The sequence below is a fragment of the Pseudomonas sp. 14A genome, assembly GCF_018132745.1.
Classification (GTDB): domain Bacteria; phylum Pseudomonadota; class Gammaproteobacteria; order Pseudomonadales; family Pseudomonadaceae; genus Aquipseudomonas; species Aquipseudomonas mercuritolerans.
Map to the genome: position 1 here is coordinate 162529 of NZ_JAGRQJ010000018.1, position 16992 is coordinate 179520.

A 16992-nucleotide genomic window follows, 5' to 3' on the forward strand; every position below is an offset into this window, starting at 1 on the left:
TGACTTTGATTTTTTAGAAGCAAGATCAAAAGATCGCAGCCTTCGGCAGCTCCTACAGGGCTCTTCGAACTCTTCAGGAAATCACCATGCGCTTTATCACCGAAATCAAAACCTTCGCCGCTCTGGGCAGTGGTGTCATCGGCAGTGGCTGGGTCGCCCGCGCCCTCGCCCACGGCCTCGACGTGGTGGCCTGGGACCCGGCGCCCGGCGCCGAAGCGGCATTGCGCCAACGCGTAGCCAATGCCTGGGGCGCGCTGGAGAAGAACGGCCTGGCGCCCGGCGCTTCGCAGGACCGTCTGCGTTTTGTCGCAACCATCGAGGAATGCGTGCGTGACGCCGATTTCATCCAGGAAAGCGCCCCGGAACGGCTGGAACTGAAGCTCGATCTGCACAGCAAGATCAGCGCCGCCGCCAAGCCCGATGCGCTGATCGGCTCCAGCACTTCAGGCCTTTTGCCCAGCGAGTTCTACGAGAGTTCGACACACCCTGAACGCTGCGTGGTCGGGCATCCGTTCAACCCGGTTTATCTGTTGCCGCTGGTCGAAGTCGTCGGCGGCAGAAACACCGCGCCGGAGGCGGTGCAAGCGGCGATGCAAGTCTACCAATCCCTCGGCATGCGCCCGTTGCATGTGCGCAAGGAAGTGCCGGGGTTCATCGCCGATCGCCTGCTCGAAGCGCTGTGGCGCGAGGCGTTGCACCTGGTCAATGACGGTGTGGCGACTACAGGCGAAATCGACGATGCGATTCGCTTTGGTGCCGGCCTGCGCTGGTCGTTCATGGGCACGTTCCTGACCTACACCCTGGCCGGCGGCGATGCCGGCATGCGCCACTTCATGTCGCAGTTCGGCCCCGCATTGCAGTTGCCGTGGACGTATCTGCCAGCGCCGGAGCTGACCGACAAGTTGATCGATGATGTGGTCGATGGCACCACTGATCAGCTCGGTCGGCACAGCATTTCCGCGCTGGAGCGCTATCGTGATGATTGTTTGCTGGCGGTGCTCGAGGCGGTGAAGACCACCAAGGAAAAGCATGGAATGAGTTTCAGCGAATAGACCTTGCAGAGCGCTTCCGGCCTCTTCGCGAGCAGGCTCGCTCCCACAGGTAAACGCATTTCAATGTGGGAGCGAGCCTGCTCGCGAAGACGGCAGTCCAGTCATCATCAATGTTGGAACCGAAACCATGCCCCACCTCACCACCTACCAAACCACCATCATCCCCGACTGGGTCGACTACAACGGCCACCTGCGCGACGCCTTCTACCTGCTGATCTTCAGCTACGCCACCGATGCGCTGATGGACCGCCTCGGCATGGACAGCAGCAACCGCGAGGCCAGCGGCCATTCGCTGTTCACCCTCGAACTGCACCTCAATTATCTGCACGAAGTGAAACTCGACACCGAGGTCGAAGTGCGCACGCAAATCATCGGCCATGACAGCAAGCGCCTGCACCTCTACCACAGCCTGCACAAGGTCGGCGATGAGCAAGCGCTGGCCGGCAATGAACAGATGCTTTTGCACGTCGACCTCGCCGGCCCGCGCTCGGCACCGTTCAGCCCGGATACGTTGCATCGCCTGCAAGCCATCGTCGCCGATCAGACCGACCTGCCCGCTCCCGCTTACATCGGCCGCGTGATCGCGCTGCCACCCGCTCGGTAAATCCCCCCCATCGCCAAGGAGCCGCCATGAACACCGCCGTCGCTGTTGCCGATTTTCGTACTTATCCGTTGATCAGCGCGCTCGGTGGCGTGCAGGGTCTGGCGGATCGCGTTGTCATCGAATGGGCTGACGGACGTGTCAGCCCGTTTCACCACGTATGGTTGCGCGACAATTGCCCGTGTGATCAATGTGTCTACATCGTCACTCGCGAGCAGGTTTTCGAGAGCGTCGATGCCGCCGAGGATTTGCGACCGCTGGCCACGCGCATCGACAGCGATGGTTGCCTGCGTATCGACTGGCAGGACGGTCACCTCAGCCGCTTTGACCCGGGCTGGTTGCGCGCACATGCCTATGACGATGAATCCCGCGCCGAACGTCTGGCCGGCAAACCGCAGCCCCATTTGTGGCACAGCGATCTGCAGTTGCCGGTGTTCGACTACACCGCGCTGATGAACGACAACGCCGCGCTGCTGCAATGGTTGCTCGCCGTGCGCGACATCGGCCTGACCCAAGTGCGCGGCGTGCCCGCCGAGCCGGGCTCGCTAAAGCTCATCGCGCAGCGGATTTCCTTCATCCGCGAAAGCAACTTCGGCGTGCTGTTCAATGTGCAATCCAAAGCCGACGCCGACAGCAACGCCTACACCGCCTTCAACCTGCCATTGCACACGGATCTGCCGACTCGCGAGCTGCAACCGGGGCTGCAATTTCTGCATTGTCTGGTGAATGATGCCGAGGGTGGCGAGAGTATTTTCGTCGATGGTTTTGCGATCGCCGAGGCCTTGCGTCAGGAGGAGCCGCAGCTGTTTGAGGCCCTGTGTGAAATCCCCGTGGAATTTCGCAACAAGGACCGGCACAGCGACTATCGCTGCCTGGCGCCGATCATCGCTGTGGATGCGCTGGGCCGGGTGGCGGAGATTCGCATGGCCAACTTTCTGCGCGGGGCGTTCGATACGTCGGTGGCGCAGATGCCGCTGCTGTATCGAGCCTATCGGCGCTTTATTGCGATGACCCGCGAGCCGCGGTTTCGGCTGATGCAGCGGCTCAAGCCGGGCGAGTTGTGGTGCTTTGACAACCGCCGCACGCTGCATGCACGCAATGCCTTTGATCCAGCGACCGGGGCGCGGCATTTTCAGGGCTGCTATGTCGATCGGGATGAGTTGTTGTCGCGGATTCTGGTGTTGCAACGTTGAACCGCGTCATCGTTCTTCGCGAGCAGGCTCGCTCCCACAGGGGTACGCATTGCAAAGTGGGAGCGAGCCTGCTCGCGAAAGCGTCAGCGGGAACAACAAATCTCTGGCTGATTCAAAGCAAAAAAAACTCCGATCAAGCCGTGACAGGATCGGAGCTGAGGAGGGTACTGTTGAGGAGCTGCCAGGCGAGGGTGACCAAACCTTCGTGAAGCGAGCTGGAGCCAGTGTGCCTAGTCGCCCATCCAGTCGGTTAGCCGAAAACGACCTGTTCATAGTCGTCCCGGCCACCGCGACAAAACGCCCTTGCCGCGTCCGGTCGGGGCCACCAGAATCGAGCCAAGACCTCCGTTGCCACAGAAGGATTTGCGTAATGATGTACGCCGATTTGATTGACCAGGAAGATCTGTTGGGCCAGCTCAAGGCCTTGGGTATACAGGTGCCGAGCGGTACCACCGCCGAGCAGGCCTGCGAGTGTGCGGTGCGCGGCCTGGATAATGTTCGCGCATTCGAACTGCGCAAGATGGTCAAGGACATGTACACCAGCGGCGCCAGCATTCAGCCGGCGGTGCGTCAGGCGATCGACAAGCAGTTGTTGCCGGCCCTCTCGGATTATCAGCAGTCCCACAGCGCCTGAGAAAAGATCAAAAGATCGCAGCCTTCGGCAGCGCCTACAGGGGAACGTATTCCAAATTTAGGAGCTGCCGAAGGCTGCGATCGTTTGCTTTACAGCCTTACGCTGGCAAACGTCGACTCATTGCGCGCCTGACTCAGCGCTGACATCGGCCCCGACAGCGGCGACATCACGATGGCCTGCGGCAGTGGCAGCATCGCCACCTGCTGGGTGGTGTTGGAGCCGACGCGCTCGTCACGCGGCGGGATGCCGAAGTATTCGCGATAGCACTTGGAGAAGTGCGGCGTGGAGACGAACCCACACACCGACGCCACTTCGATGATCGACATCGGCGTCTGCTTGAGCAGTTGCCGGGCGCGGATCAGGCGCAGCTTCAGGTAGTAGCGCGACGGCGAGCAGTGCAGGTATTTCTGGAACAACCGCTCCAGCTGTCGACGCGACACCGCGACATACACCGCCAGTTCATCCAGATCGATCGGCTCTTCCAGGTTGGCTTCCATCAGCGCGACGATTTCCTGCAACTTCGGCTGGTTGGTGCCGAGCATGTGCTTGAGCGGCACACGTTGGTGATCCTGTTCGTTGCGGATGCGCTCGTAGACGAACATCTCCGAGATCGCTGCCGACAGTTCGCGACCGTGATCGCGGCTGATCAGGTGCAGCATCATGTCCAGCGGCGCGGTGCCGCCGGAGCTGGTGAAGCGGTTACGGTCGAGGGTGAACAGGCGTGTGCTCATGGCCACGCGCGGGAAAGCTTCCTGCATCGCCGCCAGACATTCCCAGTGCACGCTGCAATCGAAGCCGTCGAGCAGACCGGCGCAGGCCAGCGCCCAACTGCCGGTGCACACCGCGCCCAGGCGCTTGGACTGGCGCGCCTGGCTTTGCAGCCACGAGACGTGTTCACGGGTCACGGTACGTTGAATGCCGATGCCGCCGCAGACGATCACCGTGTCCAGGGGCGGGGCTTTGTGCATGGAGGCGTCGGGAGTGATCTGCAGACCGTCACTGGCCCAGACCTGGCCGCCATCGACGGTGAGGGTGCTCCAGCGATACAGCTCGCGACCGGACAACTGGTTGGCCATGCGCAGCGGCTCAACGGCGGACGCCAGGGAAATCAGCGTGAAATTGTCCAGCAGCAGAAAGCCGATGGATTGAGGCGCACGGTTCTGGGGTTGGGCCCCGGAGTTGAACGACGTCATCGCGGTATCTCCTCACACAAAGCGGGTGGCGGCCTCAGGCGGAGGCTCTTGTTATTGCCCGCGTCTCACAGAGAAAGCAGGCTTTGTTATGACAGAGCAATTGCCGTGCCTGAAATTGGACGGCCATTCAATAACTCCTGAAAACGACCTCGCGACGCGTCTATACGAGACCTCGGAACATGCCATTTCGAAGTGCCATCAAGCGCCACGAGAGCCCTGCCGCGCAGCCTGTGAGCAGATCGGTAGCACTTGTGGGAACTGGCCTGCAGCGGATTTGCACAGAGTGTCACCGCAAGCACGGACGACGGACGGTCGAGTAGCGACTGACAAGTCACGACTGACAGTGACGCTTGTCTGATTGCGACGCGCCAAAAGGTGGCGTGGCTGGATCGGGGTGTTCTTTTGTTGAGCAGTTTTGACTGGTCTGGCGCCTTCGCGAGCAGGCTCGCTCCCACACTGGAATCTGGGGTTCACAAATATTGTGTTCACTGGAGATCTATTGTGGGAGCGAGCCTGCTCGCGAAGAATCCACCTCGGTGTGGCTGGCTCAGCACTCAACCGCACTGACCGCCAAGCCACCGCGCGAAGTTTCTTTATATTTGTCATGCATATCCGCGCCGGTATCGCGCATGGTGCGGATCACTCGGTCCAGCGAGATAAAGTGCTGACCGTCGCCGCGCAGAGCCATTTGCGCCGCGTTGATGGCTTTCACTGCCGCGATTGCATTGCGCTCGATGCACGGCACTTGCACCAGCCCACCGACCGGGTCGCAGGTCAGACCAAGGTTGTGCTCCAGGCCGATTTCCGCCGCGTTGCACAATTGCTCGGGCGTGGCGCCGAGAATCTCCGACAGCCCCGCCGCTGCCATGGCGCAGGCCGAACCGACCTCGCCCTGACAACCGACCTCGGCGCCAGAGATCGAAGCGTTCTTCTTGCACAGAATGCCGACCGCCGCCGCGCCGAGGAAATAGTCGACGACGTTGGCGTCGGTGACCGCTTCGCTGAACTTCATGAAATAGTGCAGCACCGCCGGGATGATCCCCGCCGCGCCGTTGGTCGGTGCAGTGACCATGCGCCCGCCGGCAGCATTCTCTTCATTGACGGCCAGGGCGAACAGATTGACCCACTCCATCGCGCTCAGGGTCGAGCCGATGACATTGGGCTTATTCAGCTCTTGCAGGCTGCGGTGCAACTTCGCCGCACGCCGCCGCACGTTCAGGCCGCCGGGCAGAATGCCTTCGTGCTTGAGGCCTTGCTCGACGCAATCCTGCATCGCCCGCCACAATTTCATCAGCCCGGCACGGATCTCTTCTTCGCTGCGCCAGACCTTTTCGTTGGCCATCATCAGTTCAGCGACGCGCAGGTTGTGCGTTTTGCACAACTGCAGCAGCTCGACCGCGCTGGAGAAGTCGTAGGGCAATTCGGTGCGATCCAGATCGACCACACCACTGGACGCTTGCGCCTCATCAACGACAAAGCCGCCGCCGACCGAATAGTAGGTGTCACGGTGCAGCTCAGCGAACTCGCCTTCGGCCACCAGCGTCATGGCGTTGGGATGGAATGGCAGGTTTTCATCGATCAGGCGCATGTCCCGCGCCCACACAAACGGCACCGACAGGCGACCATCCAATAACAACGTATGGGTTTCGCGCAGCGCCTGAATGCGCGGGCCGATCTGCGCCGGGTCGATTGCGTCCGGCCACTCGCCCATCAGGCCCATGATCACCGCGTTGTCGCTGCCGTGGCCGATGCCGGTGGCGGAAAGCGATCCGAACAACTGCACCTCGATGCGCCGCACCTGTTCCAGCTGATGCTTGCCGCGCAGCGACTCGACGAACAATGCGGCGGCGCGCATCGGACCAACGGTGTGGGAACTGGAAGGGCCGATGCCGATTTTGAACAGGTCGAAAACGCTGATAGCCATTGCTGCGAAGCTCCTGAGAATACCGGTCCGGGCGGCAAAAGCGCCCGCTGGCGGAGCTGCTACGCTCAAGCTGCGATCCGCCGAATGCCGGCATCATCGGGCTTTTGTCGGCGCGCACGGCGTCTGACACCGACGCAGTCATGTCCAGCAGCGTCGTCACGTTTTCGCCCCGCAAATACGCCGTTTTTATGCCGTTGAGCAGGTCATCGGGGGCGGAAAAAAGCTGTAAGCGACGTCACCGACACTGGAAGCGACCATCCCTGTACTGGATACGACCCTCCCTGTAGGCGTCAGATTTTCACTGGTACATGATCGGGATGACTCGATTGCAAGGCGCTGCGGTAGAGCTGTCGTCAGAACGCCACCAACCGCAACCCATAAGTGCGGTGGTCCACAGTCGGAACACTGCCAAAAAAAACACCAAGGAGTCCATCCATGAAAGGTTCCCCGTCGTTGTTGTTGGCCGCCCTGCTGAGTCTGCCGTTACTGGCGCAAGCCGCAGAACCGGCACAGTGCAGCCTCGTTAACTTCTCTGATGTCGGCTGGACCGACATCACCGCTACCACCGCCACCACTTCCGTTGTTCTCAACGCCCTCGGTTACAAGACCAAGACCACCATGATCTCCGTGCCCGTGACCTACAAGTCGCTGGCCGACGGCAAGAACATGGACGTGTTTCTCGGCAACTGGATGCCGACCATGGAGAACGACATCAAGCCGTATCGCGATGCCGGCACCGTCGACACCGTGCGCACCAACCTCAAGGGTGCCAAATACACCCTCGCCGTGCCGCAAGCCCTGTACGACAAAGGCCTGCATGACTTCGCCGACATCGCCAAATTCAAGAAAGAACTCGACGGCAAGATCTACGGCATCGAGCCGGGCAACGACGGCAACCGGCTGATCCAGAGCATGATCGACAAGGATGCCTTCGGCCTGAAAACCGCTGGCTTCAAGATTGTCGAATCTTCCGAGGCCGGCATGCTCTCGCAAGTCGACCGGGCGCAGAAGCGCGACACCGCCGTGGTCTTCCTCGGCTGGGCACCGCACCCGATGAACAAGCGCTTCAAGATTCAATACCTGACCGGCGGCGACGATTTCTTCGGCCCCGATTTCGGCGCAGCCACCGTGGCGACCAACACCCGCAAGGGTTACGCCGAAGAATGCAGCAACGTCGGTCAGCTGTTGAAAAACCTGGAGTTCACCGTCGACATGGAAAGTGAACTGATGGGCAACATCCTCGACGACAAGATGAAGCCTGACGCGGCCGCCAAGGCCTGGCTGAAAAAGAATCCACAGGTGCTCGATACCTGGCTCGCTGGCGTGACCACCATTGACGGTAAACCAGGCCTGGAGGCCGTGAAAGCCAAGCTCGCGCCTTGATTTGAGGGGCACCGCTTATGCCGGGCAGGCGTGCCTGCCCGGGCTGTTAATTTCCTTGCATGCGGACGTTCACTACCATGCTGATTGATCAGAAAATACCTTTAGGCCAGTACATCGCGGGCTTCGTCGAATGGTTGACGCAACACGGCGCCAACACCTTCGACGCAATCGCCGTGACACTGGAAACGATGATCCACGGCGTGACGTTTGCGCTGACCTGGTTCAACCCGTTGGTGCTGATTGGCCTGATCGCCATCATTGCCCATCTGATTCAACGCAAGTGGGGCCTGACCGCGTTCGTGGTCGCCTCGTTCCTGCTGATCCTCAACCTGGGTTACTGGCAGGAAACCATGGAAACCCTCGCCCAGGTGCTGTTCGCCACCCTGGTCTGCGTGTTGATCGGCGTGCCGCTGGGCATCGTCGCCGCGCACAAACCGATGTTCTACACCATGATGCGGCCGGTGCTCGATCTGATGCAGACCGTACCGACCTTCGTTTACCTCATTCCTACCCTGACCCTCTTCGGGCTGGGTGTGGTTCCGGGCCTGATCTCCACAGTGGTGTTCGCCATCGCGGCGCCGATCCGCCTGACCTACCTGGGCATCCGTGATGTCCCGCAAGAACTGATGGACGCCGGCAAGGCCTTCGGCTGCTCGCGTCGCCAACTGCTCTCAAGGATCGAACTGCCGCACGCCATGCCGAGCATCGCGGCCGGCATCACCCAGTGCATCATGCTGTCGCTGTCGATGGTGGTGATCGCGGCACTGGTCGGCGCCGACGGACTCGGCAAACCGGTGGTCAACGCACTGAACACTGCTGATATTGCGCTGGGCTTCGAAGCAGGCCTGGCAATCGTACTGCTGGCGATCATGCTCGACCGTATCTGCAAACAACCCGACGCTAAAGTAGGGGGTGACGCATGAGCATAATTCGCTTCGAAGACGTCGACGTAATCTTCTCCAAGGACCCGCGCGAGGCACTCAAGCTGCTCGATCAGGGCATGACCCGCAACGAGATCCTGAAGAAGACCGGTCAGATCGTCGGCGTGGAAAAAGCCACGCTGGACATCAACAAAGGCGAGATCTGCGTGCTGATGGGCCTGTCCGGCTCGGGCAAGTCGAGCCTGCTGCGCTGCATCAACGGCCTCAACACCGTGAGCCGCGGCAAGCTGTTCGTCGAGCATGAAAACCGTCAGATCGACATCGCGTCCTGCACGCCCGCCGAGCTGAAAATGATGCGCACCAAGCGCATTGCCATGGTGTTCCAGAAGTTTGCCCTGATGCCCTGGCTGACAGTGCGCGAGAACATCAGTTTCGGTCTGGAAATGCAGGGTCGACCGGAGAAGGAACGCAAGAAACTCGTCGATGAGAAACTCGAACTGGTCGGCCTGACCCAATGGCGCAACAAGAAGCCGGACGAACTTTCCGGCGGCATGCAACAGCGCGTCGGCCTCGCCCGTGCGCTGGCCATGGACGCCGATATTCTGCTGATGGACGAACCGTTCTCGGCTCTCGACCCGCTGATCCGCCAAGGCCTGCAGGATGAACTGCTGGAGCTGCAACGCAAGCTGAGCAAGACCATCGTGTTCGTGAGCCACGACCTCGATGAAGCGCTCAAACTGGGTAGCCGCATCGCGATCATGAAAGACGGCCGGATCATCCAGTACAGCGTGCCGGAAGAAATCGTTCTCAACCCGGCGGACGACTATGTGCGCACCTTCGTCGCCCACACCAATCCACTCAACGTACTCTGCGGCCGCAGCCTGATGCGCACGCTGGACAAGTGCAAACGCATCAACGGTTCGGTGTGCCTCGATCCGGGCGGCGACTCGTGGCTGGACCTGGCCGAAGGCAACACCATCAAAGGCGCACGGCAGAACGGTTCAGTGCTGAATCTGCAGAACTGGGCACCGGGGCAAGCGGTGGAAGGCCTGGAGCGCAAGCCAACGCTGGTGGACTCGAACATCGGCATGCGTGACGCGCTGCAGATCCGTTATCAGACCGGCAACAAGCTGGTGCTGCACGATAACAATCATGTGGTGGGGATTCTCGGCGACAGCGAGTTGTATCACGCGTTGTTGGGCAAGAATCTGGGGTAATGCGCCAGGTGGGATAAAAAAAGGGATCGCGGTGAGCGATCCCTTTTTGTTGGGTCAGGAATAGCCCCTCACCCTAGCCCTCTCCCAGAGGGAGAGGGGACTGACCCAGTTGAACTTTCGAGCTACATCGACCTGAGAAATCGAGTCGAACTCAGGCTTGGAGAAGCTTCCGGTCGGGTTCCAAACCCATAATCGACTCGGTCTTCCAGGTCGGCGTATAGCGCAAGACACCTCGGTCAGCTCCCTCTCCCTCCGGGAGAGGGCTGGGGTGAGGGCAGGCTTTTGACTTTAGCTATAAACCCGCCCCAACAACTGCCGATGGCTTTCAAACTGGTCCAACACATCCCGGGTGATCTGCTCAGGAGTGAAGCCCATCAAGTCGTAATCCTGACTGCCATTGTGCAAATACACCTCAGCACGGTAGTAACGCTGACGCGCTTCATCCGATTGCGCCGATTCGGTCGGGGTCGCCAGATAACCATCCAGGCTCACTTCGTAAACGAAAGGGTTGCCCTCTTCCATCTCGACCCGCACACCCATGCAGCGCTTGGCCTTGCCCAGCAGCGTCTGCACTTCAATGCCCTGATTGCGCAATTGCGCCGCTGCATCTTCCAGCGCCGGGGTGACGTGTTTGTCCATGAAGCGCTGCACCACCGATTGGCTCGGCTGCAGATCCAGTTGCGTCAGGCGCTCGCTGAAACCACGGCGCCCGCGCTCGGCCAGTTGCGCTTGCTCCTGTTCGATCTGCACGTCCTGGCGCATCGCCTTGTGCAGGCCGAACATGAAGCAGATCAGCACCACCGAGAACGGCAGGCCGGCCAACACCACCATGGTCTGCATGGCTTCGAAGTTGCCGGCGAACAGCAGGCCGATGGTCACCAGCGTGATCACCACCGACCAGAAGATCCGCAGCCAGTGCGGCGCGTCTTCGTCGACGTTGCCGCCCTTGCAGGAAAGATTCGCCATCATCACCGCGCCGGAGTCGGCCGGGGTCAGGAACAGCACGAAGCCGACAAAGATCGACACCCCGATGACGACTTTCGACGCCGGGTAATGCTCAAGCAACTGATAGATCGCCATCGACGGCTGTTCCAGCGCCGTCTTGCCCAGCTCCACCGCGCCCTGATTCATCACCAGATCCAGCGCCGAGTTGCCGAAGATCGACAGCCACGCCAAAGTGAAGCCCAGCGGAATCAGCAGCACGCCAGCGACCAGTTCACGCACGCTGCGGCCACGGGAAATCCGTGCGATGAACATGCCCACGAATGGCGCCCAGGAAATCCACCAGGCCCAGTAGAACAGGGTCCACAGGCCCAGCCAGCGATCGGACTTGGCGCTGTCGCCTTCATAGACGTACAGGTCGAAGGTCTTCAGCACCACGCCGTTGAGGTAGTCACCGATGTTCTGCACGAAGCCGTTGAGCAGGTGCAGGGTCGGGCCGAACAGCAGGACGAAAATCAGCAGGCCGCTGAACAGCACGATGTTCAGGTTGGACAGACGACGGATGCCGTTTTCCACACCGGACACTGCGGCGATGGTCGCCACGGTGCTCATGACGATGATAACGATCAGCAGGTTGGTGTTGCTGTGCTCCATGCCGAACAGGTTTTCCAGCCCGGACGACACTTGCAGCGAGCCAATCCCCAGGTTGGTCACCAGACCCAGCAGGGTCACGAACATGCCGAAGCCGTCCACCGCGTGCCCGGCCGCGCCTTTGACCCAACGCTCGCCGACCAGCGGATACAGCGCCGAACGCAGCGCCAGCGGCTGGTTATGCCGATAGGCGAAATACGCCACGGCCAGACCGACCAGTGCGTAGATCGCCCAGCCGTGCAGGCCCCAGTGCAGGAAAGTCAGTTGCACCGCCTGGCGCGCGGCCATGTTTGTGGCCGAGGTGCCTTCCGGCGGATTGAAGTAGTGATCCAGTGGCTCGGACGCGCCGAAGTACAGCAGCGAAATGCCGATGCCCGACGAGAACAGCATCCCCGCCCAGGCGCCGTAACTGAAGTCCGGGGTGTCGTCCTTGCTGCCCAGTTTGAGTTTGCCGTACGAGGAAAACGCCAGACCGACCACGAACACCAGATAAGCGGCGATCACCACCATGTAGTACCAGCCGAAGCTGCGCGACAACCAGGCCTGGGCCATCCCTAACATTCTGCCGGCCTCTTGCGGGGCGATGATCAGAATGGCGGTCAACAACAGAATCAGCGCGGTCGAGGTGTAGAACACCCAACCGTTGACCGTCACCTTCTCGGGCGGGGTCTTTATTAGCGAGGCAGAACTCATGGCACAAATGCTCCAGGCAGTGCGAGAGAAGAACACAAGGCATCACGGAACCCGACCAATCGGTTAGTTGGCAGCCGACCGGCGGGTGATATAAAGACACTCCGAAAAAAGCCCGAACCTGCCGAAATGGCGTTGCGTATTCGCTTTCGTGGCCAGAGGCGACGGACGTTCATCCGAAACCTGGCCCCGAGCGTCTTGCCCTTTCAACACGTCCATCGAATCGCGAACCGCGCCATGCCCCACGCAGGTTTCGAGCCGTTTCAGGTGTCGGTTTTTATCGTCATCACACGTAGGAATTTTCTGTAGGCAGCGACGAATTGTCGCAGATCTTATTCTTTGTTGATTGAACGTTCAATCAAAACAAAATAGACTGGCCCTCAATCCGATCGGCGTCATTCGCCCCTCGGAAGGCCTAAGGAGATGTGCAAGATGCCCAAGGTCGGTATGCAACCCATCCGCCGCCAACAATTGATCGAAGCCACTTTGCAAGCGGTCGATCAGGTCGGAATGGGGGACGCCAGCATTGCGCTGATCGCCCGTTTGGCCGGTGTCTCGAATGGCATCATCAGTCATTACTTTCAGGACAAGAACGGCCTGATCGCCGCCACGATGCGGTACCTGATGACCGCCCTCAGCGAGAGCGTCACCGCGCGCCGTCAGGCGCTGGCAGATGACAGCCCACGGGCGCATCTGCAGGTGATCATCGAAGGCAACTTCGACGCCAGCCAGGTCAATGGCCCGGCAATGAAAACCTGGCTGGCCTTCTGGGCCACCAGCATGCACCAGCCGTCTTTGCACAGGTTGCAGCGGATCAACGATCACCGTCTGTATTCCAACCTGTGCTGCCAGTTCCGCCGCGTGCTGCCGCTCGAAGATGCGCGCAGCGCCGCCCGGGGTCTGGCAGCGTTGATTGACGGCTTGTGGTTGCGCGGCGCGCTGTCCGGAGACGCTTTCGACACCGCTCAGGCGCAACAGATCGCTTACGAATACATGGATTTCCAATTGGCCAAGAAGGTGAGCTAGAGCACAGAGAAAATGCTCGGCCCCTGAACTCCACCGCAGCGTGATCGCGGTGGGCAACGCCAACCACCAATGCACTTGCGAGGACACTATGGCCCGTTTCGAACTGCAAAAACTCTACATCGATGGCGCGTATACTGACGCCGGCAGCGACGCCACCTTCGAAGCCATCAACCCGGCGAACGGTGAAGTCCTCGCACTGGTGCAACGTGCGACCAAGGAAGATGTCGAGCGCGCCGTGGTCAGCGCCGAAAAAGGCCAGAAAGTCTGGGCCGCGATGACCGCCATGGAGCGTTCGCGCATCCTGCGCCGCGCCGTCGACATCCTGCGCGAGCGCAACGATGAGCTGGCCGCACTGGAAACCCTGGACACCGGCAAATCCTTCTCCGAAACCAAGTACGTCGACATCGTCACCGGCGCCGACGTGCTGGAATACTACGCAGGCCTGGTGCCCGCCATCGAAGGCGAGCAGATCCCGCTGCGTGACACCTCGTTCGTTTACACCCGTCGCGAGCCGCTGGGCGTGGTCGCCGGTATCGGCGCGTGGAACTACCCGATCCAGATCGCCCTGTGGAAATCCGCTCCAGCCCTGGCGGCCGGTAACGCGATGATCTTCAAGCCAAGCGAAGTCACCTCGCTGACCACCCTGAAACTGGCTGAGATCTACACCGAAGCCGGCGTACCGAACGGCGTGTTCAACGTCCTGACCGGCAGCGGCCGCGAAGTCGGCACCTGGCTGACCGAGCACCCGCGCATCGAGAAAATCTCCTTCACCGGCGGCACCGACACCGGCAAGAAAGTCATGGCCAGCGCTTCGGCTTCGTCGCTCAAAGACGTGACCATGGAACTGGGCGGCAAGTCGCCGCTGATCATCTGTGACGACGCCGATCTCGATCGCGCCGCCGACACCGCGATGATGGCCAACTTCTACAGCTCCGGTCAGGTCTGCACCAACGGCACCCGCGTGTTCGTACCGGCGCACCTGAAAGCGGCGTTCGAGGCCAAGATCGTTGAGCGCGTTGCCCGCATCCGCGTTGGCAACCCGGAAGACGAAAACACCAACTTCGGCCCGCTGGTCAGCTTCCCGCACATGGAAAGCGTTTTGGGTTACATCGCCAAGGGTAAAGAAGAAGGCGCGCGCGTCCTGTGTGGCGGCGGTCGTCTGACCGACGGCGAATTCGCCAAAGGCGCGTTCGTTGCGCCAACCGTGTTCACCGACTGCACCGACGACATGACCATCGTGCGCGAAGAAATCTTCGGCCCGGTGATGGCGATCCTCTCCTACGAAACCGAAGAAGAAGTGATCCGCCGCGCCAACGACACCGACTTCGGCCTGGCCGCCGGCATCGTCACCCGCGACCTGAACCGCGCGCACCGCGTGATTCATCAGCTGGAAGCCGGTATCTGCTGGATCAACGCCTGGGGCGAGTCCGACGCAAAAATGCCGGTCGGCGGCTACAAGCAGTCGGGCGTGGGCCGTGAGAACGGGATCAGCTCGCTGAACAACTTCACCCGCATCAAATCGGTACAGGTCGAGCTGGGCGATTACGTCTCGGTGTTCTGATCTGGCTCAGAGTCTGGATGGGGCCTTTGTGGCGAGGGGATTTATCCCCGATGGGCTGCAAAGCAGCCCCCCTCCAGACACTGCCATTCTCCAGACAGAACCCAGTCGCTGACTCTGCGACTGCTGCGCAGCCGAACGGGGATAAATCCCCTCGCCACAGGTGCGCGGTCACAGTTGACCTGACCAACTTCAAAGAGGGTGCATTCAATGTCCCAAGAATTCGATTACATCATCATCGGTGCCGGCTCGGCCGGTAACACTCTGGCGACCCGTCTGACTGAAGACGAAGGCGTCACCGTTCTGCTGCTCGAAGCCGGCGGCCCGGACTACCGCCTCGACTTCCGTACCCAGATGCCCGCCGCGCTGGCCTTCCCGCTGCAGGGGCGTCGCTACAACTGGGCCTATGAAACCGATCCAGAGCCGCACATGGACGGCCGCCGGATGGAATGCGGTCGCGGCAAGGGCCTCGGCGGCTCTTCGCTGATCAACGGCATGTGCTACATCCGTGGCAATGCGATGGACTACGACGGCTGGGCGAAACTGCCGGGCCTGGAAGACTGGTCGTACCTCGATTGCCTGCCGTACTTCCGCAAAGCCGAAACCCGTGACATCGGCCCGAACGATTACCACGGTGGCGACGGCCCGGTCAGCGTGACCACGCCGAAAGCCGGCAACAACCCGCTGTTCCACGCCATGGTTGAAGCCGGCGTGCAGGCCGGTTACCCGCGCACCGAAGACCTCAACGGTTACCAGCAGGAAGGCTTCGGCCCGATGGACCGCACCGTGACGCCGAACGGCCGCCGTGCTTCCACTGCCCGTGGCTACCTCGACATCGCCAAGAAGCGTTCGACCCTGACCATCGTCACCCACGCCCTGACCGACAAGATTCTCTTTGAAGGCAAGCGTGCGGTCGGCGTGCGTTACCTGATCGGCGACGCTGAAGAACGTGTTGAAGCCAAGGCGCGCAAGGAAGTCCTGCTGTGCTCCGGCGCCATCGCTTCGCCGCAGATTCTGCAGCGCTCCGGTGTCGGCCCGGCGAAACTGCTGGAAAGCCTCGACATCCCGGTGGTCCACGATCTGCCGGGCGTCGGTGAAAACCTGCAGGATCACCTTGAGCTGTACCTGCAATACGCCTGCACCCAACCGGTTTCGCTGTATCCATCGCTGCTCTGGTACAACCAGCCGGCGATCGGTGCCGAGTGGCTGTTCAACGGCACCGGCATCGGCGCCAGCAACCAGTTCGAGGCCGGCGGTTTCATTCGTTCGCGTCCGGAATTCGAATGGCCGAACATCCAATACCACTTCCTGCCGGTGGCGATTAACTACAACGGCAGCAACGGTGTGAAAGAGCACGGTTTCCAGGCGCACATGGGTTCCATGCGCTCGCCGAGCCGTGGTCGCATCCAGGTCAAATCCAAGGACCCGCGCCAGCACCCGAGCATCCTCTTCAACTACATGGCCACCGAGCAGGACTGGCAGGAATTCCGCGACGGCATCCGCCTGACCCGCGAAATCATGCAGCAGCCGGCCCTCGACGCGTTCCGTGGTCGCGAAATCAGCCCGGGCATCGACGTGCAAACCGATGAGCAGCTCGACAAGTTCATCCGCGAGCACGCCGAAACCGCGTTCCACCCGTCCTGCTCGTGCAAGATGGGCACCGACGAGATGGCCGTGGTCGATGGCGAAGGTCGTGTGCACGGCATGCAGAGCCTGCGCGTGGTCGATGCCTCGATCATGCCGATCATCACCACCGGCAACCTCAACGCGCCGACGATCATGATGGCCGAGAAAATCGCCGACAGGATCCGTGGCCGCAAGCCGCTGCCACGCAGCACCGCTGCGTATTACGTCGCGAACGGCGCGCCGGTGAAGGGCAAGCCGATGCGGGATATCACACCGGTTACGCAGTAAGTCGTAAGACCGAGGCGCGACCTTCGCGAGCAGGCTCGCTCCCACATTGGAATGCATTTCAACTGTGGGAGCGAGCCTGCTCGCGAATGGGCCCTCAAATTCAGCACAAATTCCCCCGCTGCACAGTAAATCC

The 16992-nt window shown here is 60.9% G+C and carries 13 protein-coding genes; 10 read left to right on the top strand and 3 right to left on the bottom strand.

Going from position 1 to position 16992, the window contains the following annotated elements; all coding sequences use genetic code 11:
* Positions 1-86: 86 nt before the first annotated feature.
* From PS14A_RS23320 to PS14A_RS23335, 4 genes are all read left to right on the top strand, one after another.
* Positions 87-1052, top strand: a complete 966-nt coding sequence (locus PS14A_RS23320) for an L-carnitine dehydrogenase (protein ID WP_016772811.1) — start codon at positions 87-89, stop codon at positions 1050-1052.
* 127 nt (positions 1053-1179) lie between these two features.
* The gene (locus PS14A_RS23325) at positions 1180-1656 is read left to right on the top strand and encodes a thioesterase family protein (RefSeq protein WP_016772810.1); all 477 of its coding nucleotides are present in this window, start codon (positions 1180-1182) and stop codon (positions 1654-1656) included.
* A 26-nt stretch (positions 1657-1682) separates the two neighbouring features.
* A complete protein-coding gene (locus PS14A_RS23330; protein WP_212617323.1) occupies positions 1683-2846 on the top strand; it encodes a gamma-butyrobetaine dioxygenase in 1164 nt (387 codons plus the stop codon).
* Positions 2847-3216: 370 nt separating this feature from the next.
* On the top strand, positions 3217-3480 hold the full coding sequence (locus PS14A_RS23335; RefSeq protein WP_016772808.1) for a hypothetical protein: 264 nt from the start codon (positions 3217-3219) through the stop codon (positions 3478-3480).
* Positions 3481-3569: 89 nt separating this feature from the next.
* Here the strand turns inward: PS14A_RS23335 and PS14A_RS23340 are convergent, their stop codons facing one another.
* Together PS14A_RS23340 and PS14A_RS23345 are read right to left on the bottom strand one after the other, a co-directional pair.
* Entirely contained in the window at positions 3570-4673 is a 1104-nt protein-coding gene (locus tag PS14A_RS23340) for a GlxA family transcriptional regulator (protein ID WP_007949927.1), read from the bottom strand.
* A 547-nt stretch (positions 4674-5220) separates the two neighbouring features.
* Complete coding sequence (locus tag PS14A_RS23345) at positions 5221-6597, bottom strand: L-serine ammonia-lyase (RefSeq protein WP_212617324.1); 1377 nt, start codon at positions 6595-6597, stop codon at positions 5221-5223.
* 435 nt (positions 6598-7032) lie between these two features.
* Between PS14A_RS23345 and PS14A_RS23350 the strand changes: the two genes are divergently transcribed.
* The 3 genes from PS14A_RS23350 to choV all read left to right on the top strand — a co-directional run bounded on the left by PS14A_RS23350 (position 7033) and on the right by choV (position 10078).
* Positions 7033-7980, top strand: coding sequence for a choline ABC transporter substrate-binding protein (locus tag PS14A_RS23350; protein ID WP_016772806.1), 948 nt, complete (start codon positions 7033-7035; stop codon positions 7978-7980).
* 77 nt (positions 7981-8057) lie between these two features.
* Entirely contained in the window at positions 8058-8903 is an 846-nt protein-coding gene (choW, locus tag PS14A_RS23355) for a choline ABC transporter permease subunit (protein ID WP_016772805.1), read from the top strand.
* Positions 8900-10078, top strand: coding sequence for a choline ABC transporter ATP-binding protein (choV, locus tag PS14A_RS23360; RefSeq protein ID WP_016772804.1), 1179 nt, complete (start codon positions 8900-8902; stop codon positions 10076-10078). The genes choW and choV overlap by 4 nt, the downstream gene beginning before the upstream one ends.
* A gap of 288 nt (positions 10079-10366) precedes the next feature.
* Here choV and PS14A_RS23365 read toward each other — a convergent pair whose 3' ends face one another.
* Positions 10367-12307: a BCCT family transporter gene (locus PS14A_RS23365; RefSeq protein WP_223630511.1), complete on the bottom strand. Its 1941-nt coding sequence runs from the start codon at positions 12305-12307 to the stop codon at positions 10367-10369.
* A 486-nt stretch (positions 12308-12793) separates the two neighbouring features.
* On the opposite strand from PS14A_RS23365, the gene betI reads away from it, so the two are divergent.
* The 3 genes from betI to betA all read left to right on the top strand — a co-directional run bounded on the left by betI (position 12794) and on the right by betA (position 16859).
* Positions 12794-13387, top strand: coding sequence for a transcriptional regulator BetI (betI, locus tag PS14A_RS23370; protein WP_008085771.1), 594 nt, complete (start codon positions 12794-12796; stop codon positions 13385-13387).
* An 88-nt stretch (positions 13388-13475) separates the two neighbouring features.
* Positions 13476-14948 carry a betaine-aldehyde dehydrogenase gene (gene betB / locus PS14A_RS23375; RefSeq protein WP_212617325.1) on the top strand — a complete coding sequence of 491 codons (1473 nt, stop codon included), beginning with the start codon at positions 13476-13478 and terminating at the stop codon, positions 14946-14948.
* Positions 14949-15155: 207 nt separating this feature from the next.
* Positions 15156-16859, top strand: a complete 1704-nt coding sequence (betA, locus tag PS14A_RS23380; protein ID WP_212617326.1) for a choline dehydrogenase — start codon at positions 15156-15158, stop codon at positions 16857-16859.
* Positions 16860-16992 lie beyond the last annotated feature (133 nt).